This window comes from Hespellia stercorisuis DSM 15480 (assembly GCF_900142165.1).
Taxonomy (GTDB): Bacteria; Bacillota; Clostridia; order Lachnospirales; family Lachnospiraceae; genus Hespellia; species Hespellia stercorisuis.
Genome location: NZ_FQZY01000017.1, coordinates 38,501 through 65,256, shown reverse-complemented (window position 1 = coordinate 65,256; position 26,756 = coordinate 38,501). Strand labels below are relative to the sequence as shown.

General features: G+C 43.9%; 28 protein-coding genes. 27 read left to right on the top strand and 1 reads right to left on the bottom strand.

Annotated elements, in window-relative coordinates:
• Positions 1–13 precede the first annotated feature (13 nt).
• The 9 genes from BUB85_RS07005 (at position 14) to BUB85_RS21990 (ending at position 8,634) form a co-directional block, all read left to right on the top strand.
• The gene (locus BUB85_RS07005) at positions 14–1,426 is read left to right on the top strand and encodes an MmgE/PrpD family protein (protein ID WP_073107469.1); all 1,413 of its coding nucleotides are present in this window, start codon (positions 14–16) and stop codon (positions 1,424–1,426) included.
• A 15-nt stretch (positions 1,427–1,441) separates the two neighbouring features.
• Positions 1,442–2,497, top strand: a complete 1,056-nt coding sequence (locus BUB85_RS07000; RefSeq protein WP_073107464.1) for an NAD/NADP octopine/nopaline dehydrogenase family protein — start codon at positions 1,442–1,444, stop codon at positions 2,495–2,497.
• 1 nt (position 2,498) lies between these two features.
• Complete coding sequence (locus BUB85_RS06995; RefSeq protein ID WP_073107459.1) at positions 2,499–3,230, top strand: hypothetical protein; 732 nt, start codon at positions 2,499–2,501, stop codon at positions 3,228–3,230.
• A gap of 14 nt (positions 3,231–3,244) precedes the next feature.
• Positions 3,245–4,420: a M20 family metallopeptidase gene (locus BUB85_RS06990; RefSeq protein WP_073107453.1), complete on the top strand. Its 1,176-nt coding sequence runs from the start codon at positions 3,245–3,247 to the stop codon at positions 4,418–4,420.
• Between the two features lie 18 nt (positions 4,421–4,438).
• Positions 4,439–5,143: a DUF5058 family protein gene (locus BUB85_RS06985; RefSeq protein WP_073107448.1), complete on the top strand. Its 705-nt coding sequence runs from the start codon at positions 4,439–4,441 to the stop codon at positions 5,141–5,143.
• Between the two features lie 23 nt (positions 5,144–5,166).
• Positions 5,167–5,871, top strand: a complete 705-nt coding sequence (locus BUB85_RS06980; RefSeq protein WP_073107444.1) for a hypothetical protein — start codon at positions 5,167–5,169, stop codon at positions 5,869–5,871.
• Positions 5,872–5,901: 30 nt separating this feature from the next.
• Positions 5,902–7,113: an amidohydrolase family protein gene (locus BUB85_RS06975; RefSeq protein ID WP_073107437.1), complete on the top strand. Its 1,212-nt coding sequence runs from the start codon at positions 5,902–5,904 to the stop codon at positions 7,111–7,113.
• 268 nt (positions 7,114–7,381) lie between these two features.
• A complete protein-coding gene (locus BUB85_RS06970) occupies positions 7,382–8,038 on the top strand; it encodes a YczE/YyaS/YitT family protein (protein WP_073107432.1) in 657 nt (218 codons plus the stop codon).
• Positions 8,039–8,181: 143 nt separating this feature from the next.
• The gene (locus BUB85_RS21990; protein ID WP_242945372.1) at positions 8,182–8,634 is read left to right on the top strand and encodes a hypothetical protein; all 453 of its coding nucleotides are present in this window, start codon (positions 8,182–8,184) and stop codon (positions 8,632–8,634) included.
• A 172-nt stretch (positions 8,635–8,806) separates the two neighbouring features.
• On the opposite strand, the gene BUB85_RS06960 is transcribed toward BUB85_RS21990, so the two are convergent.
• Positions 8,807–9,631 (bottom strand): LysR family transcriptional regulator, encoded by an 825-nt coding sequence (locus BUB85_RS06960; protein ID WP_073107427.1) that lies wholly within the window; start codon positions 9,629–9,631, stop codon positions 8,807–8,809.
• A gap of 144 nt (positions 9,632–9,775) precedes the next feature.
• Between BUB85_RS06960 and BUB85_RS06955 the strand changes: the two genes are divergently transcribed.
• From BUB85_RS06955 to BUB85_RS21430, 18 genes are all read left to right on the top strand, one after another.
• On the top strand, positions 9,776–10,075 hold the full coding sequence (locus BUB85_RS06955) for an aldo/keto reductase (RefSeq protein ID WP_073107423.1): 300 nt from the start codon (positions 9,776–9,778) through the stop codon (positions 10,073–10,075).
• A gap of 17 nt (positions 10,076–10,092) precedes the next feature.
• Positions 10,093–10,944: an aldo/keto reductase gene (locus BUB85_RS06950; protein WP_073107420.1), complete on the top strand. Its 852-nt coding sequence runs from the start codon at positions 10,093–10,095 to the stop codon at positions 10,942–10,944.
• A gap of 356 nt (positions 10,945–11,300) precedes the next feature.
• Complete coding sequence (locus tag BUB85_RS06945) at positions 11,301–12,056, top strand: alpha/beta fold hydrolase (RefSeq protein WP_084533943.1); 756 nt, start codon at positions 11,301–11,303, stop codon at positions 12,054–12,056.
• A 207-nt stretch (positions 12,057–12,263) separates the two neighbouring features.
• Positions 12,264–13,214 carry a helix-turn-helix domain-containing protein gene (locus tag BUB85_RS06940; protein WP_073107415.1) on the top strand — a complete coding sequence of 317 codons (951 nt, stop codon included), beginning with the start codon at positions 12,264–12,266 and terminating at the stop codon, positions 13,212–13,214.
• A gap of 21 nt (positions 13,215–13,235) precedes the next feature.
• Positions 13,236–13,394, top strand: a complete 159-nt coding sequence (locus BUB85_RS21435; protein ID WP_159434624.1) for a hypothetical protein — start codon at positions 13,236–13,238, stop codon at positions 13,392–13,394.
• A 159-nt stretch (positions 13,395–13,553) separates the two neighbouring features.
• Positions 13,554–14,186: a GntR family transcriptional regulator gene (locus BUB85_RS06935; protein ID WP_073107413.1), complete on the top strand. Its 633-nt coding sequence runs from the start codon at positions 13,554–13,556 to the stop codon at positions 14,184–14,186.
• An 88-nt stretch (positions 14,187–14,274) separates the two neighbouring features.
• Complete coding sequence (locus BUB85_RS06930; protein WP_073107411.1) at positions 14,275–15,183, top strand: beta/alpha barrel domain-containing protein; 909 nt, start codon at positions 14,275–14,277, stop codon at positions 15,181–15,183.
• An 80-nt stretch (positions 15,184–15,263) separates the two neighbouring features.
• Positions 15,264–16,226, top strand: coding sequence for a 3-dehydro-scyllo-inosose hydrolase (gene iolN, locus BUB85_RS06925; protein ID WP_073107408.1), 963 nt, complete (start codon positions 15,264–15,266; stop codon positions 16,224–16,226).
• Positions 16,227–16,393: 167 nt separating this feature from the next.
• The gene (locus tag BUB85_RS06920; RefSeq protein ID WP_073107406.1) at positions 16,394–17,434 is read left to right on the top strand and encodes a zinc-dependent alcohol dehydrogenase; all 1,041 of its coding nucleotides are present in this window, start codon (positions 16,394–16,396) and stop codon (positions 17,432–17,434) included.
• 19 nt (positions 17,435–17,453) lie between these two features.
• The gene (locus BUB85_RS06915; RefSeq protein ID WP_073107404.1) at positions 17,454–18,497 is read left to right on the top strand and encodes a zinc-dependent alcohol dehydrogenase; all 1,044 of its coding nucleotides are present in this window, start codon (positions 17,454–17,456) and stop codon (positions 18,495–18,497) included.
• Positions 18,498–18,510: 13 nt separating this feature from the next.
• Positions 18,511–19,338: a sugar phosphate isomerase/epimerase family protein gene (locus BUB85_RS06910; protein ID WP_073107401.1), complete on the top strand. Its 828-nt coding sequence runs from the start codon at positions 18,511–18,513 to the stop codon at positions 19,336–19,338.
• 26 nt (positions 19,339–19,364) lie between these two features.
• Complete coding sequence (locus BUB85_RS06905; RefSeq protein WP_073107525.1) at positions 19,365–21,389, top strand: oxidoreductase; 2,025 nt, start codon at positions 19,365–19,367, stop codon at positions 21,387–21,389.
• Complete coding sequence (aroD, locus tag BUB85_RS06900; protein ID WP_073107398.1) at positions 21,386–22,150, top strand: type I 3-dehydroquinate dehydratase; 765 nt, start codon at positions 21,386–21,388, stop codon at positions 22,148–22,150. Before BUB85_RS06905 ends, aroD begins: the two co-directional genes overlap by 4 nt.
• On the top strand, positions 22,147–23,364 hold the full coding sequence (locus BUB85_RS06895; protein WP_073107395.1) for an MFS transporter: 1,218 nt from the start codon (positions 22,147–22,149) through the stop codon (positions 23,362–23,364). Before aroD ends, BUB85_RS06895 begins: the two co-directional genes overlap by 4 nt.
• A gap of 10 nt (positions 23,365–23,374) precedes the next feature.
• The gene (locus BUB85_RS06890; RefSeq protein WP_073107392.1) at positions 23,375–23,866 is read left to right on the top strand and encodes a TRAP transporter small permease; all 492 of its coding nucleotides are present in this window, start codon (positions 23,375–23,377) and stop codon (positions 23,864–23,866) included.
• Positions 23,857–25,143: a TRAP transporter large permease gene (locus BUB85_RS06885; protein WP_073107389.1), complete on the top strand. Its 1,287-nt coding sequence runs from the start codon at positions 23,857–23,859 to the stop codon at positions 25,141–25,143. Before BUB85_RS06890 ends, BUB85_RS06885 begins: the two co-directional genes overlap by 10 nt.
• Before the next feature lie 12 nt (positions 25,144–25,155).
• Entirely contained in the window at positions 25,156–26,178 is a 1,023-nt protein-coding gene (locus BUB85_RS06880; protein WP_200803553.1) for a TRAP transporter substrate-binding protein, read from the top strand.
• 234 nt (positions 26,179–26,412) lie between these two features.
• Positions 26,413–26,565, top strand: a complete 153-nt coding sequence (locus BUB85_RS21430; protein WP_159434623.1) for a hypothetical protein — start codon at positions 26,413–26,415, stop codon at positions 26,563–26,565.
• Positions 26,566–26,756: the final 191 nt, after the last annotated feature.

Sequence of the window (26,756 nt, the reverse complement as noted above, 5' to 3'; positions counted from 1 at the left end):
CAGGGAGAAGAAAATGGCAAGAAAATATTTTGCATCAAACAATTCAAATTATACACAAAAATTAGCTGATTATGCAGTGGAATTAAAATATGAAAATATTCCGGAAGAGGTGATTGAAAGAGCAAAAATGTTTACACTGCACACCTTGGGCGTATCTCTGGCAGCAAAACCCATCGATCTGACAGCAGCGGCAATCAAAGTTGCAAAAGCGGCAAATGGGGGAAATGGCGGTGAAGCATCTGTGTGGGTAGGCGGTGACAAATTATCCGCAGCAAGTGCAGCATTTGCCAACGGAACAATCGCAGATATGCTCGACTGGGAAGATTGTGCATGGACAGGGCATCCCAGTGCAGGAGTCATTCCGGTAGCGGCAGCAGTGGCAGAAAGTCTTAAAAAAACCGGAAAAGAGTATCTGGAGGCGGTCGTTGCGGCGTATGAGGTATACCAAAGAGTGGCAATGGCGGTACAGCCACCGGAAGACTTTGACCACAATAAGGGGTGGGCACTGGGAAACTGGCAGATCTTTGCGACAGCGACACCGGCAGCGAAACTGATGGGACTGAACAAAGAGGAAATGAACCAGGCATTCGGCATGGGCGTCCTGTTTGCGGCAATGCCGTCCAATCTGCAGCAGGCCACGATGAGCAATGCTTATCATTATCAGCACGGGATCGCAGCACAAAACGGCGTGCTTGCTGCCCAGTGTGCAAAAGAGGGAATTGATAATTTGCTGGACTGTTTTGATATTCCTCATGCATACTGTGAACAGCTTACGACGGTGACAGACAGAACATGGCTTGACAGAAGACTGAACGACAGATTCTACATGATGGACATTCTCGTAAAACACTGGCCTGCAAATATGTGGGTCAATACACCGGTCGAAATTGTTGATCTGCTTGTGAAAGAAAATAACATTGATGCAGACGAAATTGAAGAGATTGTTATTAATCCACCAACGCAGTACCGTATGCATTTCTTCGAAGATGGTTTCGAAACTTTGATGGAGGCACAATTCAGTATGCCATATGTAATCGGGGCATTGCTGGCAGACCCTGCTCCGGGTCCGAACTGGTACAGAAAGGAAAACTTCAGGGATCCGAAGATTATGGAATATGCAAGAAGGGTAAAAGCCGGAAAAGATCCGGAAGATACATTGCTTCAAAGTTTCCATACTTATCAGAATGGCAGTCACCCGGAAAAAACAGTCACAATTACAATGAAAGACAAGACTGTATACAGCAAGACGCAAAGAACCCACAAAGGGCATCCGCTGGATATGCTGAGCAGAGAAGAGTTCTGCGATCTGTTCCGTAGAGAAGCCTCCTTTGCATTAACACCTCAGCAGACGGAAAAAGTAATTGATTTTGTGCTGAATATTGAAAAGGCAGAGGATATGTCGGCAATTCATGAACTGCTTGTATAGGAAGGGATGAGAAAAATGAAACAGGTTACTGTAATCGGCGGCGGTGGTACGGGAATTATGATGGCGGCGGATTTATCGCTGAAAGGGCATAAAGTTACATTATATGAACAAAAAGAGCATGCAAAAAACCTTGAGGCGATCCAGAAAAGGGGGTATGTAGATATCACAGGAAATGCGGTGAACGGACGTGCGGTCATCGCAAAGATAACTACAGATATTGAAACAGCCTTAAAAGATGCGGAGATTATTCTGATTTCACTGATGGCGCAGAGGCAGGAGGCGGTCATGGATCTGATGCTGCCTTATCTGAAGAACGGCCAGACGGTGTGCTTTTCTGCAGGGAGCTGCGCATCACTTATATTGAAAAAAAAGATAGCAGGAAAAGATGTGCTGACAGGGGAAATGCAGGGAAACATATATCCTTGCCGCCTGCTTGCGGATGGCAGCCTGATCAGTGCACTTCCCTACAAGGAAAAGGCGGTAGCTGCTTTCCCGTCCGGAGATAATGACAGGTTTGCAGAAGTGTTGAGCGAAGTATACCCGTGTCATCCTGTGAAGAATGTGTTTCAGGCAACGCTAAATTCACCCAATACATCCATTCATTTGGCAGGAACCATTCTTGGAACTGCAAAAATGGAAACAATGGAAGATTTCAGATTGTACAGGGACGGTTTGTCGCCCTCTGTCGCGGAACTGATCGGAGTGGTCGAGGCTGAGAAGGAAAAGGTAATGGACAGGATGGGATATGAGATGGGCAGAGCGTCAGGAGAAATCAAGGCACTTATGCAGTATGATCAGCATCCACAGCTGGATATATTCCGGGGACTCGAAGGCCCGACGGGAATAAACCACAGATATGTTACAGAGGATGCGTATGCGGGAAATAGCCTGCTGCTGTCGCTGGGAAGAGCCTTTGCCATAGAAATGCCGGTGCTGGCCGGGCTGCTTGCCATTGCCTCGGCTCTGAACAGAACCGATTTTTATGAGCAGGGCAGAACCATGGAACGATTTGGACTAAATGGAATGACACCGGAAGAAATCAACCGGTATCTGGAGACTGGAGTGAAATAGGATGATGGAAAAGAACAGGAATCAATTTGTAGTCGGGGTAATAAATGTAATTAATACACTCAGCACAGTGATTGAACAGGAATTTAGGAGAGGCATGCCTGAAAACGTAGAATTGGTCATGTCCTATGCTCCATTGGAGGTTGTTTCTTACGAGGGACTAATGGGTTTTTTAGATTCCCTGCCAGACAGGGTGGAGGAGCTGGCCCAAAGCAATCCGGATATCATTGTCGTTCCAAGTATGACAGGCAGCTGCATCAGAGGCTTCGAGATTGTGAATATACTGGAGCAGTGCAGTGGATTACCGGTAATCGTTCCGTCGCTGGAAATGGAAAAGCTTTTAAAGAGAATCGGGGCAGATAAGATTGCCATTGTCTCGGCCTTCGGCGTGGAATTGGGACTGATTGAACAATTGTTTTTTGGTAATCATGGAATCGAAGTAACAAAGATGATCAACGTGTTTGACGATCCGAGTGAGAACAGGGAAATAATTGATCAGATTGACAGCCATCTGATATTGGAAAAAGTGAAACAGGCGGATTTTGGCGATGTGAAGGCGGTCATATTTGACAGTCCGACCTATAGACTACGTCCGATTATCGACGAGGTGAGGCGGTATATAAAAGTTCCGATGCTCTCAGTGAACCAGGTGCTGCTGTATTCCACATTAGAAAAGCTGGGACTTTCTGTAAGCGAACTTCCTATTACAGAATTTTTTCCGGAAAACAATAAGTAAAGGGGCAAGAAAATATGTATTGTAAAAATAAAGCGATAGAAGAAATAGAAAAAAACCGGACGGAAATCACGGAACTTTGTGAGTATATTTTTGAGAATCCGGAGCTGGGATTTCAGGAGTTCAAGTCAAGCAGAGCATTAAAGGAATTTCTTGAAAAGCATGGATTTACGGTGGAAATGGGAGTCGCAGGTCTTGAAACTGCTTTCAGAGCAGAGAAAAGAGGAACAGGAGAGGGACCTGTGGTAGGATTTTTGTGCGAATACGATGCGCTGCCTAACGGCCATTCCTGTGGTCACAACATTATTGCGTCTTCCGCAGTAATGGGAGCGGTCGGCCTGGCAGACGGCCTCGGAGAATATGCTGGAAATATCGTGGTACTGGGGACCCCCTCGGAGGAAGGAAGCGGCGGTGGAAAGGAGCTCCTGTATCAGGCGGGAATTATGGATGATCTGGACTGTGCGATGATGTTCCACCCGGGCCCGAAGACGGTAATCAATGATATTTTGCTGGCGATCGCTGCATATTCCTTCACCTTCCATGGGAAACCGGCCCATGCGGGTGCTTGCCCGGATAAAGGAATCAGTGCCGTTGAGGCGGTGGTTCAAATGTTCAATAACGTAAATGGGATGAGGGTAACAACAAAGCCAAGCACAAGGGTTCACGGGATTATTAAGCAGGGAGGTGCTGTGACCAATGTCATTCCGGATCTGACGGAGGCACAGTTTGGTATCCGGGCGGTGACAAAGGAGGAACTGAATGAACTGGTAGAGCGCGTGAAAAACTGTGCAAGGGGTGCGGCACTTTCAACAGGGTGCACTGTGGATATCAAGGAAATTGGCGTATCCTATATGGATTTGATCAATAGCGAGGTACTGTTAAAGCTGGTGGAAAAAAATCTTGCAGATATGGGTGAGCAGATCGATGTCAGAGATGCGACAGAAGGATTGGGATCCAGTGATGTGGGAAATATATCTCACAGAATCCCTACATTTCAGGTAATGATCAGTGTGAACAGTCCTGCCGTACCGCATACAGAAGCATTTGCGGAAGCGTGCAAAGGTGAAAAGGGCGCGGATATTGCGATCAGAGCGGCAAAAGCACTGGCAATGACGGGCGTGGACATTTTTAATGATTCGGCGATTGTGGCAGATGCGAAAAGGGAACTAGAGCAAAAATCAGGTGAGAGATAAATGTAGGAGGATAAACTCATGGAATTAATGGATTTAAGTCGTATTAATGGTGTTTTAATGTGGGCAGGATGCAGCTTGCCGGTCATATTTCTGCTGTTCATGGCAGGAAGATCATGGAAAAAATCCTATAAGACAGGAATCGAGATGGGGCTGGAAGACAAACAGTTAAAGGCAGCGATAAAAACAAGTGCGATCACGGCAATCGGGCCATCTATTGCGTGTCTTGCAGGTATGTTCGCAGTCATGGCGGTTATGGGGGGCCCGGTTTCATTTATGAGGCTGTCTTTTGTTGGAAACTCTATGTTTGAACTTATGGCAGCAGGCTTTGGAGCGGCAGCTACGGGAGTACAGGTCGGTGTAGACAAGATGACAGAGGATGCGTTTATGGCATCGCTTCTGGTAATGATTTTGGGATCTATCCCATGGGTACTTTTCGGAACCTTTGCATCGGATAAGATGGACAAGATCCAGAATGTTATTGTTAAAAAGATGGGGAAATCTATTCTTCCGGTCATCTCGGCAGGAGCACTTTTAGGAGCACTCGGTGCAAATAATGCTACATACCTGACAGCACTGAACAAAACAACAATTTCTTGTCTGCTCGGTGCGGGAATCATGGCAGCAGCTTGTATTATTGCGAAGAAGAAAGATATTAAATGGCTTTCACAGTGGAGTCTTACAATTGCGATTTTCCCTGCAATGATTATTACTGCATTATTATAAAACAGAAAGGTAAGGTAGAAAATATGTTAAAACCAGATAATGTAAGAGAAGATATTTATCAGAACAACTATTTGAAAGCTATTCATAAAACAGGAAAAATAGGAAATTATTTCTGCGTAGTTTTATGTTTTATTCCGGCAATACTGGTAGCGCTCGTATATGGAGTAAAGATTCCTTTTGCTGCAGTACTGACAGGATGGCTGTCCATAGCCAGCGCAATCGGCGTTGTATGGTTCATAGAACCAATTGCCAATTTCCCGATTGTGGGCTCAGCAGGAACATATATTAACGTTGTTGCGGGAAATACTTCTAATATGCGTGTGCCCTGTGCGGTTATGGCACAGAAGGAGGCGGGAGTGGAACCGGGAACACCGGAAGGCTCTGTTGTATCAACATTAGGTATTTGTACATCCTGTTTTGTGAACATTCCGATTCTGGCGGTGGGTGCGATCTTAAGCAGTATTATCATGAATTATCTGCCGGCAAGTGTTCTGGATGCTTTCAACTTCCTGCTCCCGGCATTATTCGGAGCAGTATTTGTACAATTTGCAATGTCCAAACCAAAGATTGTTCCGGTTGCATTAGCATTAGGTATCTCGTTCTGCATTATGGTAAATAAAGGTGTATTCAGCTTTTTGGGACCGAACCCGTCATATGTTACAACTCTAGTAGGCACATTCGGTACCATTGCGTTTGCTTTATGGATGTATAAAAAAGGAAAAATCTAATTTGATGCATGATCAGATGGAGGAACAGTAATGATTATCTCTGCAAAAAAAATTATAACAGGTGATGGAAAAACAGTTCTGGAGAAGTCGGCACTTTACGTGAATGCTGATGGAAAGATTGAGAAAATCGGAAATGCTGATAAGTTGAAAGGTAGATATCTGGGCGAGAAGGTCGTAGAGTATCCGGAGAGCACACTCCTTCCGGGACTGGTTGATCTGCATGCACATCTGGGACATTGGGGGTGCCGCCCGGCACCCCGGGTGCAGAATGATTTCATGATGGGATTTATAACCCAGAAGCATGCGCAGAATGCATTTTCCAGAGGAATCACCGCTCTTCGCGATGTGGGCTCTCCGGAAGGCGTCTGTATGACCATGAAGGCAGCAGCTGAACGCGGATTTTTCAAGATTCCCAGAATGGAATATTGCGGTTCTGCATTGTGTATAACTGGAGGACACGGCAGTTCTTACGGACTTGGAGAAGGCGTGGAAGAGACTGACGGAATAGATGCGCTCAGAAAAGCAATCAGAACACGCGTAAAACATGGAAGTAAGTGGATCAAAATTATGACAAGCCACCGCTCAGACATATGCGAGTTCAGCCAGGAGGAGCTGAATGCGGCAGCGGAAGAATGCCACAGGCTGGGAGTGAAGCTGGCGGTGCATTCAGGAACGCAGCCATCCATAGGAATGTGCATTGAGGCGGGATTTGACACCATTGAGCATGCTACCTTTGTGACCAGAGAGCAGGTACAGCGGATGATTGAAAAAGGGATAGCGTGGACACCTACCATACTTCCTTATACAACAATTTATAATGTACTGGAAGAAAAATATGCTGCGATGGAGGACAAGCCGCAAGAATATTATTACAGTAGGGCAGCGGCGGACAGCTACAAAAAACATTTCAAAGAATACTATGATATGGGCGTTCTCGTGGGCGCAGGGACAGACAATATAACGCCTGACGGCAGGACGGATCTGTATGTGGCACAGGAATTGGCATACATGGTGGAATATGGTCTTACGCCGCTGCAGGCCATTCAGATCGGAACAATGAATGGGGCAAAAGTGCTGGATATGGCCGGAGAAATCGGACAGATCAAGGAAGGTCTTTTCGCAGATCTGCTGATTGCAGACGGAGATGCATCTGTGGATATTGAAGCCTTGAAATCTGTGAAGGCAGTTTATCTTAATGGAGAGTTTGTGTTTGGAGCCGGGAAATATCTTGTGTCTGATTGAAAAGAAAACATATCTTAGAAAAAATCTGATTGTGTTACCGATTGATTATTGGTAAGATAGTCAAGGAATTAAGGCTTTTTGTCTGTTACTCTCGAAAATCTATCCTGCGCTTTTCGGGTAGTTATTTAGTTTACGATGTACTAGTATAAGCCACATTAAATACCTTTATGTGGCTTATACTAGGAATATTCTCTCAAAATGTTATAATAAGCGTAGGTGCATATGGAAAATGGTACGGCCTGGGCCTATTACATGAGGGGGACATGATATGAAAAGAAGTATGAGAGAAACTGTATTTCGGGTAGTAATCTTACTGGTGGGACTGACGATTGCCCACCTGGGGGTGACACTGTTTTTGCTGGCGGATTTGGGCGCGGATCCCTTTAATGTATTTGTGCAGGGCGTGTACCGCTCTCTGTCTGAATTGATGGGGTGGAGCGCACTTACTCATGGAAAAACACATATCATGCTATGCTTTTTGATCATCATCGTGCTGTTATTTGTGGATCGCAGTTACATCAAGATCGGCACAATTCTCTGCATGATCTGTGGCGGGCCGATCATCGATCTGTTTACAAGAGCACTGGCCTTTTTAGCCCTGGGTGAGCGCACACTTGTCTTCAAGATCGTTGTGCTTGCAATCGGCTGTGCGGTTTTAGCCTATGGGATGACGATTGTGATCAAATCGGATGCGGGAACTGGACCCAATGATCTTGTAGCGGTGGTGATCAGCGATAAATTACATAAGAAGTTTAGTATTGTGCGTATTATTGTAGACTTTTCATTTGTAATTATCGGATTTCTGCTTGGCGGTTCGTTCGGGATCGGAACAATTATCTGTGCGTTTCTAGTGGGACCGGTCGCGGGGGTGTTTCTTCCGGTAAATGAAAAGCTGATTGGGAAATTATTGAGAAATATTGTGTAGTATATCATCAGTTTTTGGCTGATGATATGTTGTAACATGGAGTAAGATGACGAGAGAGTATGAAGAGGCAGCTGTGAATTTTCACAGCTGCCTTTTGGCAGTGCAGGAGTGCGCTGAGCATACCAAAGTTGTTTGGAAAGGATTTGGCGAAGTATACATTTACAGAACAGTGTGAAGAAGTAAAGGATCTCCATCTGGAAGATGGAACAAAGAAAATATTTCTGAATATGACAAGCAAAAATGGTTCCAAAGATCTTATAAGTCTGCTACAATATATGAAAGAGACAGATATTGATAATCCGGAAATTATTGTGAAAGATGAGCGGATTGTAGAACTCGATCAGATAGTGAGAGAGGTAAAAGAGTCGGAAGAATGGGAGGCGGTAAAGATGAACATTCTTGAGGTTGGAGTTAAACGTGGGCTTGAGCAGGGGCTTGAGCGGGGCTTAGAGCAGGGAGAGGAATTGTTTGCAAGCCTGACGGAGAGACTGATCAGTGATGATAGAGTAGAGGATCTGAAGCAGGCAGCAAAGGACAAAAAACTTCGCAGCAAATTATATCAGGAATATGGTTTAGTGAAAACGAAGAAAAAGTAGTAAAAGGAACGGTATTCTGTGGTGGGGGTAAATGCATCGGGAGACATTGGAGGAAATGAAAAATTAAAAGCTGCCTATGAAATGGGAGCTGCTATGAATGAAAGCAAAATGAAAGCTTAATAAAAACATAGAAACATATTGATACCGTGTTAGGACAGGATGATGCAAGGTTTTATATCTGTATTTTGGCATCTTTTCTGGAAATGATGTGATAGGTGACGTTTGCTTCGATGTCCGATATGGGAATTTCAACACGGTTTTTTATGTGCTCTTCCGTTACATTACTAAGATTCGTGGTGAAAAATGGTAATGTTGAGTGGTTTGCAAGTTCTAAAAATTCAAATATATCCGTTTGGACGAGGAATTTGGACGCGGGCATTTTTATATGGCAGAGGTCTTCCCAAAACCCTATTTCGGATTTGAGCAGACAGTTAAAACCATTGATGTCATGAAAGGTCAGTTCCTTTCGTACGTTGGAGACAGCCGGGTGATCTGATGGAAGGCAGACAGATAGATTTTCGGTAACATATTTTTTACAAAAAAGAAGTTCATCTTCAATGGCGTATGGCAGGACACCGACCTGACATGCGCCATTTTTTACGGCCTCGATGATGGCGTTCATGTCATTGAGTTCAGAAGTAACGGCCATATTCGGAAATTTGGCAGAAAGATTCTGAACCAATGACCATAGTGGTGCCGGAGCACAGGACTTTATCAAAATGGTGCGAAGTGACCGGTCATAAGTTCTGATATGGGCAATCATCTGTGACGTATTATCAAGAAGATTTCTGGCGTATTTTACGGCTTCTTCACCGACTGAATTTAATTCGATTCGATTTTTGCTTCTGATAAAAAGGCTTACGCCAAAGGCATTTTCAATATTTTGCATACTACGCGTAATGGTTGGCTGTGATATGTGCAGATGTTCTGCAGCTTTGGACAAGGTGCCATAATCGGCGAATGCTACAAAATGCTCTAATTCCTCATAATTGATCATACTGGTAATCCTTTCTTTATTCAGATTTCATTTTATGAATAGCAGTTTTCGTTATTGATATTGTACAATTTTGAGTTTGCGTTGTAAAGTATATTTGTAGCACAATTATACTTTACTTAGAATGAATAGAAGAGGTGAAGAGCGATGGAATATACAACATTGCCAAATGGAAACAAAATGCCCATGCTTGGACTCGGCGTATATCAGGTCCCAGATCATGAAGAGTGTGAGCAGGCAATTCTCCGCTTTAATATTCAGCGGGGAGTCGTGGTAATCCCGAAGTCTGTTCATAAGGATCGAATCAAGGAAAATATCGATGTGTTTGATTTTGCATTGACAGATGATGAGATGAAGCAGATCGCATCTTTAGAAACAGGGCACACAGAAATCATCGATCACTACGATTGGAAAATAACTGAGTTTCTAAACACAGTTGGAAAATAGAAAGGAAAGGTAAGCTTATGAATTATATATCCTTAAATGATGGAGTCAAAATCCCGCAGATCGGATTCGGAACATATAGGATTCCGGCAGACGGCTCGGCTTATGCGGCAGTTCTCGAAGCACTGAAGGCTGGATATCGTCATATTGATACGGCTGCGGCTTATTTTAATGAAGAGGAAGCAGGGAAGGCAATCAAAGACAGTGGAGTAGTACGTGAGGACATATTTCTTACCACGAAGTTATGGCTTCAGGATTATGGATACGAACAGGCTAAGGCTGGTATCGAAAGATGTCTGCGTCACCTGGACACCTATATTGACTTGATGTTGATTCATCAGCCATATGGCGATGTCCCTGGAGCCTGGAAGGCAATGGAAGAGTATAAACAAAACGGAAAGATTCGTTCCATCGGAGTCTCCAATATGACGCCGGCGATCTGGAACAAATTTGTACCACAGTTCGATACGAAACCGTCTGTGAATCAGGTGGAATTTCATCCTTATTATCAGCAGAAGGAAATTCGGGAAATAATGGCAAAGGATCACGTGAAGCTGGAAGCATGGGGACCGTTAGGGCAGGGAAATAAGGAACTGCTTACAGACCCGGTTCTGGTAAAAATCGCCGAAAAACACGGAAAAGATGTTGGGCAGGTCATCATTCGCTCCCAGATACAGGAGGCGGTGATTACACTCCCGAAGTCCACAGAGCCAAAAAGAATCAAGACAAATCTGGAAGTGTTTGATTTTGAGCTGTCGGAGGAAGAGATGGAAGCAATCCGCGGATTGGATAAGGGCACAGGAATACATAATCCGGATGCAGATGGAGTGGAGGAGATGCTCCGCAGTGCATTTGTAATTAAGGATGAATGAACAGGCTTCTCGGAATATTGTTGATGGCATATGGAATCTGCATGGTGTGCACTTAATTGCGTACTTCCGAACAAAGTGCTATGATAATAAAATATGATACAGAGACCTGCTTGTGCATATTGCGATCCTGTTGTTTGTCAGAATTACAATATTGGTGGTCGTAATATCAAGAGCACTGGCTTACGTTAATTGCCTGAGAAAAGACAGGACCTGATGGAAGGATACGAGATGAAGCTAAAAGAAATGAGGCTAAACACATGTTGTTCCAAAAGTTGGCGGAGCAGGATCATCAAAAAGAATAGTAGATGTTAAAGGAGATACAATAAAATCCTTTGGATATAGGTTTGGAGGACGGAGTGAATATACATCATTTTTATATTGAAAAAGGTCAGGGAGAACCGCTGATACTTCTTCATGGAAACAGAGAGAGCAGTCATTATTTTGTGAATCAAATAGAAGACTTTTCCCGGTTCTTTCATGTATATGCTATAGATACCCGGGGACATGGGCGGACGCCGAGAGGAACGCAGCCGTTTACGATAAAACAATTTGCTGACGATTTGTTGAGGTTTATGGATGAACATCAAATTGCAAAGGCTAATTTACTCGGCTTTTCTGATGGAGCTAATATCGCTATGGTATTTGCGATTGATTATCCGGAGAGAGTGAATCTGCTTGTATTAAACGGCGCGAATCAGAGCACACACGGAGTAAAAAGAATGATACAAGTTCTCATTGAAATTGGTTACAAAATTGCAAAAAGGTTTGCCGGTAGAAGCGATGTCGCAAGGCGGAATGCAGAAATGCTGGAACTTATGGTAAATGAGTTGAATGTTCCGGTGCCTGCTTTGTCAGGCATAAAAGCAAAAACGCTGGTGATTGCAGGAACAAATGATCTGATAAAAGAAACGCATACAAGGTTTATTGCCGACCATATTCCCGGGAGTGAGTTGATATTTATAAAAGGAAATCACTTTATTGCCAACAAAAAATCCAGAGCATTTAATGAGGCGGTACTGAAATTTTTAACGGGTGAGCGTGAAATTCCCTGTATTCGGAAGAAAAAATCAAAAGCTGCCTATGAAATGGGAGCGGCTATTAATAAAAACTAAATAAAAGCATAGAAACGTATTGACACTGTGTCAGAACAGGAGGATGCAAGGTTTTATGTTAGTAAGATAAATTCAGAGACTTGCAAAGCAAATCTGTAAGTATAGACAGCAGTGTCTAAGAATAGATACATGACATTTCTCGCTTTGTGTCGTGTTATTTTTAAATCATAAATGGTAATCTTGGTATGAAAGGAAGGAGGGCGGCCGATGGATACAGATACTAGAAAGATCGGAGCGTTTTTAAGAACACTTCGTAAGGGCAAAGGATTAACACAAGAACAGTTGGCGGAGATCCTTTTGGTATCAGGACGAACGGTTTCCCGTTGGGAAACGGGAACGAATATGCCGGATTTGAGTGTGCTGGTCCAAATGGCGGATTATTACGATGTTGATATCAGGGAAATCATTGATGGAGAAAGGAAAGGCGAGATTATGGACAAAGAACTGAAGGAGACGTTGTCCAGGGTTGCAGATTATAGTGAGATGGAAAAAGAAAAGACTGCGAAAGCCGGAAATACTGCATTTGGACTCACATTTGTAATTTGTGCGGTAATGATTGTGATTCAGCTGATTATGACAAGTAGTCTGGTGAATGTAATAGGAGAAACGGCAATATTGTTGATTGGCGGGATAACTTATATTGGGATCATGGTGTACAATGGTACGTGGTCAACCGGGTCGAGCGTGCAAAGCACACCGTCTAAAGATATTTTGGTAAGCGTGGTATGTTCTGCGCTGTTTACTGTCGTATTAGCGCTCTGTTATAGTCGAATGGGTGCGGAAACGGACCTGATCGTGCAGATTGCAATCCTGTTCTTTGTCGGAATTACAATATTGGGGTTCGTATTATTAAGAGTACTGGCTTACTTTAATTTTAAGAGAAAAGATAAAGAGGGTATCATTGCTGAGTCTTCCGTAGCTGATAAAGCGGAGCCGGTGAATATTTTTGTCGCGGATGGAAATATGCAGGCTGATATGATAATAGAAGCATTAAAGCAAAATGATATTGCGGCATATAAACAGGATACAGGAGATGCCGGGTTCGCTTCGGTACGCTATGGTATGGGCCGGGGGCTCAATGACAGTGTAATGATCTTTGTTTCGAGTGAAAAGGCAACCGATGCATTGACAATAATTAAAAATATAGGATTGAATTAGAACCTGATGGAAGGATACGAGATGAAGCTAAAAGAAATATGGAAAGAATACGAATGTGAATCAGTATTCAATTTATCTGTATTGCCGGAAGACATTCGAGAAAAAGGGACGGTCGTAAAATTCGAACCGAAAAGCGTTATCGCTTTAAAAGGCGAGTTCCCGGAGTATAATCGTCATTAAATAACCATATGTTTCACATAGTGCTGTCTGAACTTTGGAAAAATGCACAAAAAAAGAGAGGATTTTTATGTAAATTGTAATATTTACAAAAAGTATTAGGGGTGATATGATTGATGCATCACAAGAAATCAGAAAGAGAAAGGACACATTGAAAATTAAATGACGACACTAAAAAAGCAGGCATATAGAGCACTGAAGCAGCAAGTGATGGAGGCGGAACCGAGTACGATCTTTAGTGTCCGTAAGAGCGCAGGTGAATTGGGGCTGAGTTATACACCGGTTCGTGAAGCACTGGTGGAACTGCAGAGCGAAGGTGTGTTGGAAGTGATTCCGAATGTAGGTTTCTCTGTGGTCAAGATCGACATGAGAGCAATTCAGAATATTTATCAAAGCCGTGAGTGTGTAGAGCAGTATGTCCTGCCCAAAATAATTGACAAGATTGACACAGACGATATCATGATTCTCCGGGCTTACATTATCAGACAGAAGAAGGCGATGGAACAGGGGGATATTTCACGATATACAGAGGTGGATGCACAATTTCATATTTACCTGATTGATTTATTACAGAATAGGCAGCTTTCCGATTTTTATCAGAGCATTCGCAATCAATACCGGATGGGCTCTAAGAAAATCGTGAAAAAGCATAGCAGTATTCCGATCGAGGAGCATGAAAGATTCCTTGATCTTGTAGAAGAACAGAAGTATCAGGAAGCACTGTCGTGTATGCAGGAACACTTGGATGCAGCGATTGAACGCATGAAGGAAGGTTATGTTCAGATAGGCGTGTAAACGAAAAAACTATCTGAACATATTTTCAAAGATAAGTGATGCATCACTTAGTATCACATAAAATCACTAGAAAGGAAAGGGTGGAGAAATGAATTTACCAAAAAGGGTGACGCTCTGTGAGGTAGTCACAAGAGACGGATTCCAAACAGCGCCGGAGATTTACCCGGTGGAGGAAAAAGTAAGAATTATAGAGGAGGTTGTAGATGCCGGGTGTCAATCGGTAGAGGTCGGAGCGTTCTCAACCTATGAAACCATGTACAAGATGAAGGATACAGATCAGGTGTTTGAAAAACTCCATAAAAAAGAGGGCGTGGAATACAGAGGTCTTGTATATTTCCCAGATGATGTAAGGCGCGCAGCCGCATGTGGCTGCCAGAAAATCAAGTTAAATGTGTCAGCGAGTATGGAGCACAACAAAGCAGGCGCAGGATGTTCACCGCTGGAGGCCATGAAGACATTTGCGGAGTCCGGGCGGGTCGCAAGAGACAATCATATGGGGTTTGCCGGTTCAATCTCTCTTCCGTTTGCATCACAGTGGGAAGGGATCATACCATTTGATTTTATCAAAGAAATCGTGAAGGTATTTCAGGATGCAGGAGCAACACAGGTCTCGCTTTCTGATTCAGCAGGGCTGGGAACGCCAAAGATGGTTTATGAAAGAACGATGGCACTTCGAGACGCATTTCCGGATATGGAGTGGATGCTTCACATGCACAACACGAGAGGTATGGGACTTGCAAATGTGGTAGCAGCAATGGAGGCAGGCATTACACGAATTGATACGTCGCTTGCAGGGCTTGGCGGATGTCCTTACATAAAAGGAGCAACCGGTAATATTTCCACAGAGGATGTACTGTTCATGCTCGACTCGATGGGGATAGAGACCGGAATGGATTTTGAAAAAATCATGGACGCCGGAGCGAAAATCGTAAAGCTTGTAAAGGGAGAAGGCATTGACAGCTATCAGCAGAGGATTCGGACATTATCTGCAAAGTAACAAAAGAACGAGTGATCAATGGGTAACACCATTATCATATAAAAGAACAAGTAAACAGTGAACTTAAGGAGGTAATCACTATGGCTAATTGGAGTTTTCCAAACGAAGGGCAGATGGAATCTGCAAAGAAGATGTACTATCAGACAATGACGAAGAAAGATGTAGAAGAGAGACTGGAAAAGGATGATATTATCATCATTCCGGTAGGATCTACAGAAAATCACGGTAATTCAGGTCCGATCGGAGAGGATACATTTATTGTATCACGTGTGGCAGAGATGGTAGCAGAGAAGGTTGGCTGTACAGTAGCAGAACCAGTGTGGTATGGCTCACATCCATTCCATCACATCGGTCAGCCATGTACCATTCCGCTTCCGGATGATGTATTTTGTGCATATTTAAGAGCACTCATTACAGGATTCTGGAATACAGGCTTTCGTAAGATTATTTTTATCAGTATGCATGGACAGGAGTATTCTCTGCCGGTAGCAATTCAGGAATGGGGCAAGAAATATCAGGTTCCGGCTATGATCTACTTCGTAGATTTCCCACGTGTTATGGCACAGACATTAATGGACAAAGAACATGGCGGTCCATTTACAAGACCATTCCAGCATGCGTGTGAAGCGGAACAGAGCATCTCACTTGCATTATTCCCAGAGTACTGTGATATGGAGCATGCAGAAGATACAGATGTACATGGAATTCTTCCAGCAGGACATGTGGACCGTGGCGGAGACATTTATGGAAATCCGATCCCGGGACACTGCGTGGTCGGTAATGCAGGTATTGAGTGCGTGACAGCACCGCAGGGAGTTCTTGGACATGCAACAGAAGCAGATCCGAAGAAAGCAACAGACTGTATTGAAAAAGTATGTGATTATCTTGTTCAGTTACACCATGACATTTTAGAAGCGTGCCCGGTTGGCGTATTGCCGGATGCGAAATACATGAGCCAGAGAGATCCGGAAGAAATCGAAAAGCTTTTAAAAGGACCTACAAAAGGCGGAAAACACATCTATACGATTGCATGGCCTTGCTAAGATACATTTGCAGGACACAGGTGTGCGGTCTCTTACTTATGGGAGACCGCACAAAAATCAATGCTGATAACTCAGAATCATGCTCATACAGCATTCTCTAAATTGCCGGACGATTCCGGGGACTTAGAGAGGGCTGTGTGGGAGTTCGAAAAAAGGAGAAGAAAAAGATGGCGGATACAATGAAAGCTTTAGTATATCAGGGACCCGGAAAGCTGGAAGTAGAGACAAGGCAGATTCCGATTCCACAAAAAGGAGAAGTGCAGATCAAGATAAAAAAAGTATCAATCTGTGGTTCGGATTTGGGAGCGTATCGTTTTGCTTCCGATCGTTTTGCACCTCCATTGGTGCTGGGACATGAGTTCTCGGGAGATATCACACAGGTTGGCGAAGGCGTGACAATGCTGAAGGAAGGACAGAGAGTTACCGTAAACCCGATGGTTCTCTGCAATGACTGTTATTTCTGTAAAAGAGGAGAGGGAAACCTCTGCGGCAATCGTAAGAGTATGGGAACCGCGATTGGCGGAACACAGACAGATGGCGCGATGAGAGAGTATGTGACCGTTCCGGACTGGATGGTCGTACCGGTGGCAGACAATGTATCGTATGAAGCGGCAGCACTGTTAGAACCATGTGGCGTAACACTTGCATGTGCAAAAAAAGAAATGAGTCGGGATGAAAAATCTACCGTCGTACTCGGAGCCGGACCAATTGGACTTTTAATAGTAAAATTCCTAAAAGCGCTTGGAATTGAAAAAGTCATTGTGTCAGATATCATTGATAAACGCCTTGCAAAAGCAAAAGAGTGTGGAGCGGATTATATCATCAATTCCAAAAAGGAAGATGCGGTTTTCGCAGTCAAGAAACTGACTGATGGTTACGGTGCTGACCGTGTGATTAATGCCGCGGGAGAATTTTTGATCAACCAGTCATTTGAAATGGTGAAAAACGGTGGAACAAGCGTGCTGGTTGCACTTGCTCATAAAAAAGTGGAAATCGATCCAATGGAAATCGTAGGCAGAGGACTGAAGTTTGTCGGAAGCTATATGTTTACAACAGAAATGAAAGAAGCAGCACAGATGCTGGCGGATGAAAAGCTGGTCGTTGAAGATCTGATTACGTCTACTTACACACTGGAAAACGGAAAAGCAGCCTTTGATGTATTAAATACCCCTGACAATGAGGAAATCAAAGTGCAGATTGAATTATAAAACGAGAGGAGATTACATTATGAAAGCATATTGTTATGTAGCACCATTTACTATTGAGGAACAGGAGAGAGAGATTCCACAGCCCGGAAAAAATGAGGTGAGAATCCGAGTAAAAGCAGTATCCATCTGCGGTTCAGATACAGGTGGATTCAAGGGGACGAGCGCGATGCGTGTCGCACCGCTTGTGATGGGACATGAATTTTCCGGAGTCGTAGACCAGTACGGAGAGGGTGTGACAAATCCATCCGTTCCTGTTGGCAGCAGAGTTGTGGTATATCCGAATATTCAGTGCGAGAAATGTCCAGACTGTGAAGCGGGTCTTCCAAACCTTTGTGAAGAGAGATTCATTCCCGGAACAACAATGCCGGCAGGTGGATATGATGGAGCAATGGCAGATTATGTCGTGGTACCTGCAGATAAGCTAATTCCGATTTCGGATCAGATCAGCTTTGAGGAAGGTTCGATGTTCGAGCCAACTTCCGTCGCACTGCGCGGTGTCAAGATGCTCAGCGATGTAAAAGATAAGGTGGTTACAGTATTTGGAGCCGGACCAATCGGACTTCTTGCACTGCAGTGCTTAAAATATCTTGGCGCAAAAGATGTCATCAGTATTGATTTGAATGATCAGAGACTTGAAACAGCAAAAGAATGTGGTGCTTCTTATACGATCAACAGTAAAAATGAAGACCCGGTTGCACGTGTGATGGAAATTACAAAAGGAAAAGGGGCAGATGCAGGTGCAGACTGCGTTGGAATCGCGATCAGCTTAAATACCAGTATGAAGATGGTAAAAAATGGCGGAGAGGTTGCAATGATCGGAATGGCAACGGAACATATGGATGGATTTGAATATAAGTATGCAGTTGCACACGAGATGAAATTAAAGGGAAGCTACTGTTATGTGGATGAGTTATATGAGATCCCAAAAATGATCGAAGAAGGAAAAATTGATCTGAAGAAACTGATTACGACGGTTGCGCCGATGAATGAAGTACAGGAAAAATTCGAAGATCTTGTATCCGGACATTCCAAGGAAGTAAAAGTCATTTTAGTAAACGAATAAAAGAGGTGGACGTATGAAGATGAAAACCAGCCATTTTGGCTTTGTTAAAGAAGCTGATGCAATTGCAGCAGCAGGTTATGATGCAATCGAACTTCATATTAAAGAAATCATGTCGTTTGATGACTTTGAGTTTCGCAGGGCAAAACAAATGCTTCGAGATAGTGGTCTTGCGAGTGAAGTATTTGATAATCCACTTCCGCTGGATGTAGTAATCGCAGATGACAGCTTTGATTTTCCTTTTTATCGTGACTATCTGAGAAAAGCGGTAGAGAGAACAGCACAGATGGGCGGAAGATATTTTGTATATGGAAATGGGAAGACAAGAAGTCTTCCTGACGGAGTGGAAAAAGACACGGCAAGAAAGAAAAATGATCAGTTGATTGTGACACTCTGTGAAATCGCGCAGGAATATAACATCACGATTATGATGGAACCGCTGGCAGGAGCAATCTGTAATTCCGTCTTAAGTATTCCGGAGGCTTATGAATATGCAAAGAAGCTGGGATGTAAAAATTTAAAGACACTGCTTGATTTTAGATGGTTTATCGCAGGCGGACATGATTATTCGGATATTGTTGAGTATGCAGATTTTATCAAGCATGTACATGTAGATAATCCACTGCTTCCATTTCCAGAGAGACGTGTCCCAATGCTGGGCGACGGATTTGACTATGGAACATTATTTGAAACACTGAAAGAGATTTCTTATAAGGGTTACATTTCCTATGAAGCAAATACATTTGATGACTTCGAGACGGATATAAGAAAGGGACTTTCTCTTTTGGAACATTATAATATCTATTCCTACGGTGCCAAAGAAGAGAAACAGATGGGTGCGTAGAACGTAGGGAAAGGAGTGAAGTGATGATGAAACACGAGAAATATCCAAAACTATTTGAACCGTTGACAATCCGTCGTATGACCGTGAAAAACAGAATTTCAATGGCTCCGATGGGAACCAATTATGGGGAACAGAATGGAGAGATGAGCTTCCTTCACATGAACTATTACGAGCAGCGTGCACAGGGCGGGGTTGGTATGATTATCGTGGAAAATGCATGTGTGGATTTCCCACTTGGATCGAATGGAACGACACAGATTCGAATTGATCATGATAATTATATCCCGAGATTATATAAATTGTGCGAGACAGTACACCAGTATGGAACGTGTATTGCCATTCAGATTAATCATGCGGGAGCTTCGGCGCTGGACAGCAGAATCGGAATGCAGACGGTATCAGCATCGGATCTTCCATCAAAGCCGGGCGGATCGCTGCCGCGACCGCTGACAAAAGAAGAAATTGCAGCAATCGTAAAAAAATACGGTGAGGCGGCAAAACGTGCGCAGACGGCGGGATTTGACGCGGTTGAAATCCACGCGGGTCACGGATATCTGATCAGTCAGTTCCTATCACCTACGATGAATAAAAGAACGGATGAATTTGGCGGCAGCGCAGAGAATAGAACAAGATTTGCAAAAATGGTTTTAGAAGAAGTCAGAAAAGAAGTAGGGCCATTCTTTCCGGTGTTTTGCAGAATCAGTGCGGACGAACTGGTCGAAGGTGGAAATACGCTGGAGGATACGCTGGAATTACTGACTTATTTTGAAAAAGAAATTGATCTGATCGATGTGTCGGCGGGATTGAACAGCTCTCTGCAGTATCAGATCGACAGCTGCCAGTTAAAGGACGGATGGCGTTCTTATATGTCAAAGGCTGTCAGAGACAAATTTCATAAGCCAACGATTACGACCGGAAATATACGTTCACCAAAACGTGCAGAAGAGATTCTGGAAAACGAAGATGCTGATTTTATTGGAATGGGACGTGGTCTGATCGCAGATCCGAACTGGGTCAATAAAGTCGAATTTGGAGAAGAAGCGATGCTGCGCAAATGCATTTCCTGCAACATTGGATGTGCGGGGCACCGACTTGCACAGAATACACCGATCCGGTGCACGGTCAATCCTTGCGTCAACCAATGGGAAGGGACACAGAAGGTGGTAAAACCATGTAATGTTGTCGTGATCGGAGGCGGCACGGCGGGAATGGAGGCTGCCTGTACAGCGGCAGAGGCAGGCTGTCAGACCTTTTTGATTGAGAAGGAAAAAGAACTGGGTGGCCTGGCAAATGAAATCAGCAAGATTCCGGACAAGTGGAGAATCGGCGATTTCGTGAAATATCAGAAGGAGCGCGCAAAACGGCTGCCGAATCTATATGCATTTACAGAAGTAGATGCAACGGTGCGGTTCGTAAAAAGCCTGAAGCCGAATCTGATCGTGAACGCAACAGGGTCGAAACCGCTGCTGCCACCGATCGAGGGATTAAATGAATGGATCGACAATCAGGATGGAAAAGTATCCTCAATTCTCGGCATGATTCAAAAAATTCCGGAGTATCCGCAGAACATGGCTGGAAAAAAGGTCGTTGTTGTAGGCGGAGGTGCAGTTGGTCTGGATGTGGTTGAATTTTTTGCACCGCGCGGAGCAAGTGTGACAATCATTGAGATGCTGGATCAGATTGGAAAAGACTTAGATCCGGTCAGCAAGCTTCGAATGAAAGAAATCAGTGAAAGGTATGAAGTTACCGAGCTTACAAAAACGGCGCTTTCCAAAGTGGAAGGTGATCGATTCACAGTAAAGACGCCGGAAGGTGACCGGAAAGAATACACGTTTGATCATGGATTTGTCTGTCTGGGAATGAAAGCGAAAAGTCCGGTATTAACAGAATTAGAAGAAGCCTTTGCCGATGACCGGGTGGAAGTAGTAAATGTAGGAGACAGTGTCAGTGCCCGCCGCATCATTGAAGGTGTAAGCGAGGGAAGAAATATACAGAACATTCTTAAAAAACATGGATATCTGGCGAATAACCAGTATGGAGGAACGGCATGAGAAAATCGATAATCATAAGAGAGATGGAACTGGGTGCTGGAAAACCGAAGACATGCGTGCCGATCACGGGAAAAACAGAAATGGAAATCCTGAAAGAAGCAATGCTTGCCAAAGAAGGCGGAGCAGACCTCGTAGAGTGGCGTGTGGACCATTTTGTGGAAGTTCGCAATTTTAATACTGTCATTCGAATCGCGAAAAGCATGCGTGAGATATTGGAGAATCTGCCGATTCTGTTTACCTTTCGGACGGAAGGGTGTGACAATGCAGTTACGCAGGAAGAATATACAGCAATCAACGAGTATGTGATTCGCAAAGAAGTCGTGGATATGATTGATATTGAATTATTTATGGGAGATGAGGTCTGTCAAAATCTCAGTCGGCTTGCACATAAACACAATTGTGTCGTGGTCATTTCTAATCATGATTTTGACCGCACGCCAAATGAACAGGTGATTGTGGAGCGTCTCTGCAGGATGCGGGAGCTTGGAGCAGATGTTCCGAAAATTGCAGTGATGCCTCACAACGCCGAGGATGTACTGACGCTCTTATCGGCAACCAATCAGTATGCGAATGTGCATGCAGATGGACCGCTGATTACAATGTCAATGAATGATCTGGGTAAGATCAGCCGGGTGAGCGGTGAAATATTTGGTTCAGCACTTACATTTGGCAGTACAGTCAGGAGCTCAGCACCGGGACAGATGCATTTGAAGGATGTGGAAATCATGTTGGACATTTTACATACAAGGAGAGAGCGATGAATGAAAAAAAGAAGGGGAATGAGAGGAGCAGACAGTCCTATTACGGGAGTGCGCTTGTACTATATCTAAATTACTTTATTCATGGAATCGGTGCGTCTCTTCTTGGGCAGCAGGCAATTAAGGAATTTCTGTCCGGTCGATGGGGATCAGGACTGGAACAGGTAACGATGGTCGCGGCAGCACTGGGACTCGGACGATTGATTTCCCTTCCGTTTTCCGGTCCGATATCAGACCGGATGGGGAGAAGATGCTCCTCGTTAATTGGAATTGGTCTTTATATCTTGTTTTTTGTCGGAATTGCATGGTCACCGAATATGCAGACGGCATACGTCGCAGCTATTTTCGGCGGTGCAGCAAATTCATTTTTGGATACAGGCGTGATTCCTGCGTGTGTTGAATTACTTGAACCAAGATCCGGTCTTGCAACGATGCTGACAAAATTATTTCTGTCCGGGGCACAACTTCTGATTCCGTTTATGCTGGGCGCAATTGCAGCAAACAGCCTTTCTTATAACGTGTTGATGTATGCAGCGGCGGGAGCAATCTTTGTAATTGGAATCATGGTGACTCAGATTCCACTGCCACAGAAGAAACAGCAGGGTGGAACGCAGCCTTCGTTTTTTCAAAGTCTGAAAAGTGCAAAATTTTCGCTGGAAAGCGTTGCACTCATACTGATCGGGTTTACCTGCACGGCAACGTTTCAGCTTTGGCTTAACTGCGCACAGACCTTTGGAAAAGAAGTGGCAAAGATGTCGGATCCAAGTATGATGCAGACTTATTATTCTGCAGGAACCATTGTTGCAATCTTTGTGACGGCGGTTCTGGTCAATAAAATCAAGGAAGTGCGATTCCTGCTTATCTATCCGATGGTTTCAGTTGTAATGCTGACTCTGGTCTATTTGATCCGTACGCCGGCAGTCTGTCTGGTCGGAGCGTTTGTGATCGGCTATTTTGCAGCAGGGGGAGTCCTTCAGCTTGCGACGGCAACGGTAAATGACCTGTTTCCGCAGATCAAGGGGACGATCACCAGCATTATCATGATTGCTTCGAGCCTGTCAAACTATACAATACTGACACTTGCAGGTACACTGGGTGCATCCAACGGTGCGGGAGCCGTGATTCTTCTGAACATTGTAATTACAGTTGCAGGTGTGATCCTGGCACTGTTCGTAAATCTAAGATACAGTCACATGGTGAATTGCGCAGCCGAGTAGGGAGGTGTCCATGAAAAAAATAAAATGGGTCAATGAGAACTTTGAAGAAGCAATGATGATTTTTTTTCTGATTATTATGACACTGGTCATGGGGTTTCAAATCTGTATGAGGTATATTTTTAATGCTTCTATGTCATGGACGGAAGAACTCACACGTTATCTGTTTGTGTGGAGCGGATTCCTGAGTATCAGCTTTGCAGTCGAAAAATCCATTGCGATACGGTTGGAACAATTGACAGAAAAAATGAAGCCGAAGGCAAAATCAATCGTATTTTTCATTGACTATGCAATTGAATTTCTTTTCTTTCTGTATCTGATACCGACGGCAGGAAGAAGCCTTGTCAGCGTGTTTGCAAGCGGTCAGGTCAGCACGGCAATGCAGATGCCAATGTGGATACTTCAATTGGCACCACTCGTCGGATTTCTGCTTGCTGAAATCCGGCTGATACAGAAAATGTTTATGGAGATTCGGAAAATAAAGGAGGATACATCATGCAGATAGCGATTGTTTTTGTAGTATTTCTTATCCTTCTTGTGATATCGATACCGATCGGCAGCTCACTTGGAATTGTGTCAACTCTGCCGGGGATACTGGATCAGGAATTTCCAGTCAGCGTATATTATATCGTGCGCTCCATGCTGAGCGGACTCGACAGCTTTCCATTGCTGGCAATTCCGATGTTTGTTCTTTCTGGAATTATCATGGCAAGAGGCGGCGTGTCGCGAAAGCTTTTTGATATCTTTACCTATTTTTTCGGAAAATTCAGAGCCGGTGTTCCATGCGCGGTTATTATTACCTGTTTATTCTACGGAGCAATCTCAGGATCCGCGCCTGCAACGGTAGCGGCGGTGGGCAGCATGACGATTCCTATCTTGTCAAATCTTGGATACGATAAAAAGTTCTCGACAGCAATCGTAGCCGTGGCAGGAGGTCTTGGAGTTATTATACCGCCGAGTATTCCGTTTATTCTATATTCTATGGCTTCCGGAGAATCCGTCGGAAATCTGTTCAAAGCCGGGATTGTGCCGGGAATATTAATTGCACTTCTTCTCATGGGATACGCACAGTATCATTGCTGGAAGTATGGAGAAGATAAAGAGCAGATTGATGCGGTTGTCGGGATGCTACGAAAACGTGGTTTTCTAAAACTGATGAAAGAGGGAATTTGGGCATTGATGACACCAGTTATCATTTTGGGTTGTATCTATGGTGGAATCGCATCACCTACAGAAGCAGCGGTTATTTCCGTTTTCTATGCACTCTTTGTCAGTATTGTGATCTATAAATCGTTAAAAGTAAAAGATATCCTTGCCATTTGTTCGGAGGCAGTACATACATACGGACCGCTGATGTTTATTCTGATCTCCTCGACTGCATTTTCGAGAACGCTGACACTTTTAAAAGTACCGCAGGGAGTCAGTGGATGGATTTTGAATACATTTACACAGCCGATTCTTATTTTACTTGTAATCAATCTGTTCCTGTTGTTTGTTGGAATGGTCATGGACACCAGTCCCGCTATCCTGATTACAACACCGATTCTTCTTCCGATTATCGTGGAAATCGGAATGGACCCGATTCAGTTCGGTATTGTAATGGTCGTGAATTTGGCAATTGGTTTTGTAACACCGCCAATCGGGGTCAATCTGTTTGTCGCAAGCTCACTTGCAGACATTCCGGTTATGGATATTGCAAAGAAAGCATTACCGATGATTCTTCTATTTCTGGTTGCGTTGCTTATGATCACATTTATTCCGGCAATCAGTCTGACGCTGTAAGGAGGAAATGACATGAGAAAAAGAAGAAATAGAAAATGGAACCAGCGTATTTGGGCGGCATTGCTTGCAGGAACCATGCTGCTTGCCCTGACCGGATGCGTACAGAAAGAGACGGAAACGAAAGAGAAGACTTATGTCTGGCAGCTTGGGACAAGCAGCCCGGAGGATACGGTAACACAGGTGTTTGCCGAAAAATTTGCGGAGGAAACAGACCGCTTAAGTGATGGGAAAATGCAGATTGAAATCTATCCCAATTCAACAATCGGCAATGATTCAGAGCTGCTTGACTGTTGTAAGGAAGGGGACATCCCATTTGTGGTGCAGAACACAGCACCGCAGGTGAGCTACATGTCCAAAACGGCGGTATTTGATACGCCGTGTGTCTTTGATACGATTGAGCAGGCGCGGGATGCCGTGGATGATGAGCTTTTTTATGAGCAGATTGAAACGGTCTATGAAGACGGTGGGTATCATCTTCTGGGAATTGCCGATCAGGGGTTCCGTGTGATGACGGCAAATAAGAAAATCGAACAAATCTCGGATTTCAAGGGGCTCAAAATACGAACCATGGAAAATGCAAACCATCTTGCCTTCTGGCAGACGCTTGGAGCCAATCCGACACCGATGGCATTTAGTGAGGTGTATATCGGACTTCAGCAGAAAACAATTGATGCGGAAGAAAATCCGGTAGAGGTTATCGTTTCGGGGAAACTTTATGAACAGCAGAAATATGTAATTGAAACAAATCATTTACCACATTATATTACGCTGATTATGAATGACAATCTTTTTAAGGACATTACGCAGGAGCAGCAGAAAATTTTAGAAGAGGCTACCGAGACTGCCGTACAATATGCCAGAGAACAGGCGGATGAACGAGTGACAGACCGGCTTGGGAGCATAGAAGAATCTGGCACTGAAATTGTGACCCTTCCGGACGATTTAAAGGATGACATGAGAGAAGAATCCTCTGATTTATATGAAGAAATTCGGAATCAGGTAGGACAAAAGCTGTTTGATCTCTATACAGAGTAAGGCGGAGAGACTAAAAAAGACTAAAAAAGATTTCTTTCATACTCTTTTCTTTTTGGAGATATAGGTTTATAATGTAACTTCGGAAAAAATGTAAAATGGATTATCCGTTTTACGATGGAATCAGAAATGTTCCATATCAGTTTGAAGATCCTGAGAAAAATCTGAATTACAAGTTGTATTCAGATAATATAAACCGTGAGATATTAAGCATAGCGAACCAAAGGAGAAAAGACTATGAGTGAAGAGAGCAAAGCGAAGAAAGCAGATTTCGCGAAAGAGCCGGATAAAAAAGAGGCGAAAAAGAAAAAAACCAAAAAAGCAAAGGCAGAAAAGAAGAAAAACGCGCTCAAGGAGAAAAAGGCAAAAAAAGCCAAAAAGAGCAAATGAAGGCTATCGAAAGAAGAGCAGAGCATAATACTTGCAGAGGATTACAGCACAACGTCTCATTTTTGTGAAATAAGAATCCTGAAAGCCGGGTATGCGCATCTGGTCTCCTGCAACAGCCGCTGGACTGACTTACATATACAATTATTAATTCGTTTTCACGAGAGAATCTGCTTCTGCATAAATGAACTCAC

Coding starts and splice junctions, on each gene's coding strand:
- BUB85_RS07005 (WP_073107469.1), top strand. CDS start 14: ATGGCAAGAAAATATTTTGCATCAAACAATTCAAATTATACACAAAAA.
- BUB85_RS07000 (WP_073107464.1), top strand. CDS start 1,442: ATGAAACAGGTTACTGTAATCGGCGGCGGTGGTACGGGAATTATGATG.
- BUB85_RS06995 (WP_073107459.1), top strand. CDS start 2,499: ATGATGGAAAAGAACAGGAATCAATTTGTAGTCGGGGTAATAAATGTA.
- BUB85_RS06990 (WP_073107453.1), top strand. CDS start 3,245: ATGTATTGTAAAAATAAAGCGATAGAAGAAATAGAAAAAAACCGGACG.
- BUB85_RS06985 (WP_073107448.1), top strand. CDS start 4,439: ATGGAATTAATGGATTTAAGTCGTATTAATGGTGTTTTAATGTGGGCA.
- BUB85_RS06980 (WP_073107444.1), top strand. CDS start 5,167: ATGTTAAAACCAGATAATGTAAGAGAAGATATTTATCAGAACAACTAT.
- BUB85_RS06975 (WP_073107437.1), top strand. CDS start 5,902: ATGATTATCTCTGCAAAAAAAATTATAACAGGTGATGGAAAAACAGTT.
- BUB85_RS06970 (WP_073107432.1), top strand. CDS start 7,382: ATGAAAAGAAGTATGAGAGAAACTGTATTTCGGGTAGTAATCTTACTG.
- BUB85_RS06960 (WP_073107427.1), bottom strand. CDS start 9,631: ATGATCAATTATGAGGAATTAGAGCATTTTGTAGCATTCGCCGATTAT.
- BUB85_RS06955 (WP_073107423.1), top strand. CDS start 9,776: ATGGAATATACAACATTGCCAAATGGAAACAAAATGCCCATGCTTGGA.
- BUB85_RS06950 (WP_073107420.1), top strand. CDS start 10,093: ATGAATTATATATCCTTAAATGATGGAGTCAAAATCCCGCAGATCGGA.
- BUB85_RS06940 (WP_073107415.1), top strand. CDS start 12,264: ATGGATACAGATACTAGAAAGATCGGAGCGTTTTTAAGAACACTTCGT.
- BUB85_RS21435 (WP_159434624.1), top strand. CDS start 13,236: ATGAAGCTAAAAGAAATATGGAAAGAATACGAATGTGAATCAGTATTC.
- BUB85_RS06935 (WP_073107413.1), top strand. CDS start 13,554: ATGACGACACTAAAAAAGCAGGCATATAGAGCACTGAAGCAGCAAGTG.
- BUB85_RS06930 (WP_073107411.1), top strand. CDS start 14,275: ATGAATTTACCAAAAAGGGTGACGCTCTGTGAGGTAGTCACAAGAGAC.
- iolN (WP_073107408.1), top strand. CDS start 15,264: ATGGCTAATTGGAGTTTTCCAAACGAAGGGCAGATGGAATCTGCAAAG.
- BUB85_RS06920 (WP_073107406.1), top strand. CDS start 16,394: ATGGCGGATACAATGAAAGCTTTAGTATATCAGGGACCCGGAAAGCTG.
- BUB85_RS06915 (WP_073107404.1), top strand. CDS start 17,454: ATGAAAGCATATTGTTATGTAGCACCATTTACTATTGAGGAACAGGAG.
- BUB85_RS06910 (WP_073107401.1), top strand. CDS start 18,511: ATGAAGATGAAAACCAGCCATTTTGGCTTTGTTAAAGAAGCTGATGCA.
- BUB85_RS06905 (WP_073107525.1), top strand. CDS start 19,365: ATGAAACACGAGAAATATCCAAAACTATTTGAACCGTTGACAATCCGT.
- aroD (WP_073107398.1), top strand. CDS start 21,386: ATGAGAAAATCGATAATCATAAGAGAGATGGAACTGGGTGCTGGAAAA.
- BUB85_RS06895 (WP_073107395.1), top strand. CDS start 22,147: ATGAATGAAAAAAAGAAGGGGAATGAGAGGAGCAGACAGTCCTATTAC.
- BUB85_RS06890 (WP_073107392.1), top strand. CDS start 23,375: ATGAAAAAAATAAAATGGGTCAATGAGAACTTTGAAGAAGCAATGATG.
- BUB85_RS06885 (WP_073107389.1), top strand. CDS start 23,857: ATGCAGATAGCGATTGTTTTTGTAGTATTTCTTATCCTTCTTGTGATA.
- BUB85_RS06880 (WP_200803553.1), top strand. CDS start 25,156: ATGAGAAAAAGAAGAAATAGAAAATGGAACCAGCGTATTTGGGCGGCA.
- BUB85_RS21430 (WP_159434623.1), top strand. CDS start 26,413: ATGAGTGAAGAGAGCAAAGCGAAGAAAGCAGATTTCGCGAAAGAGCCG.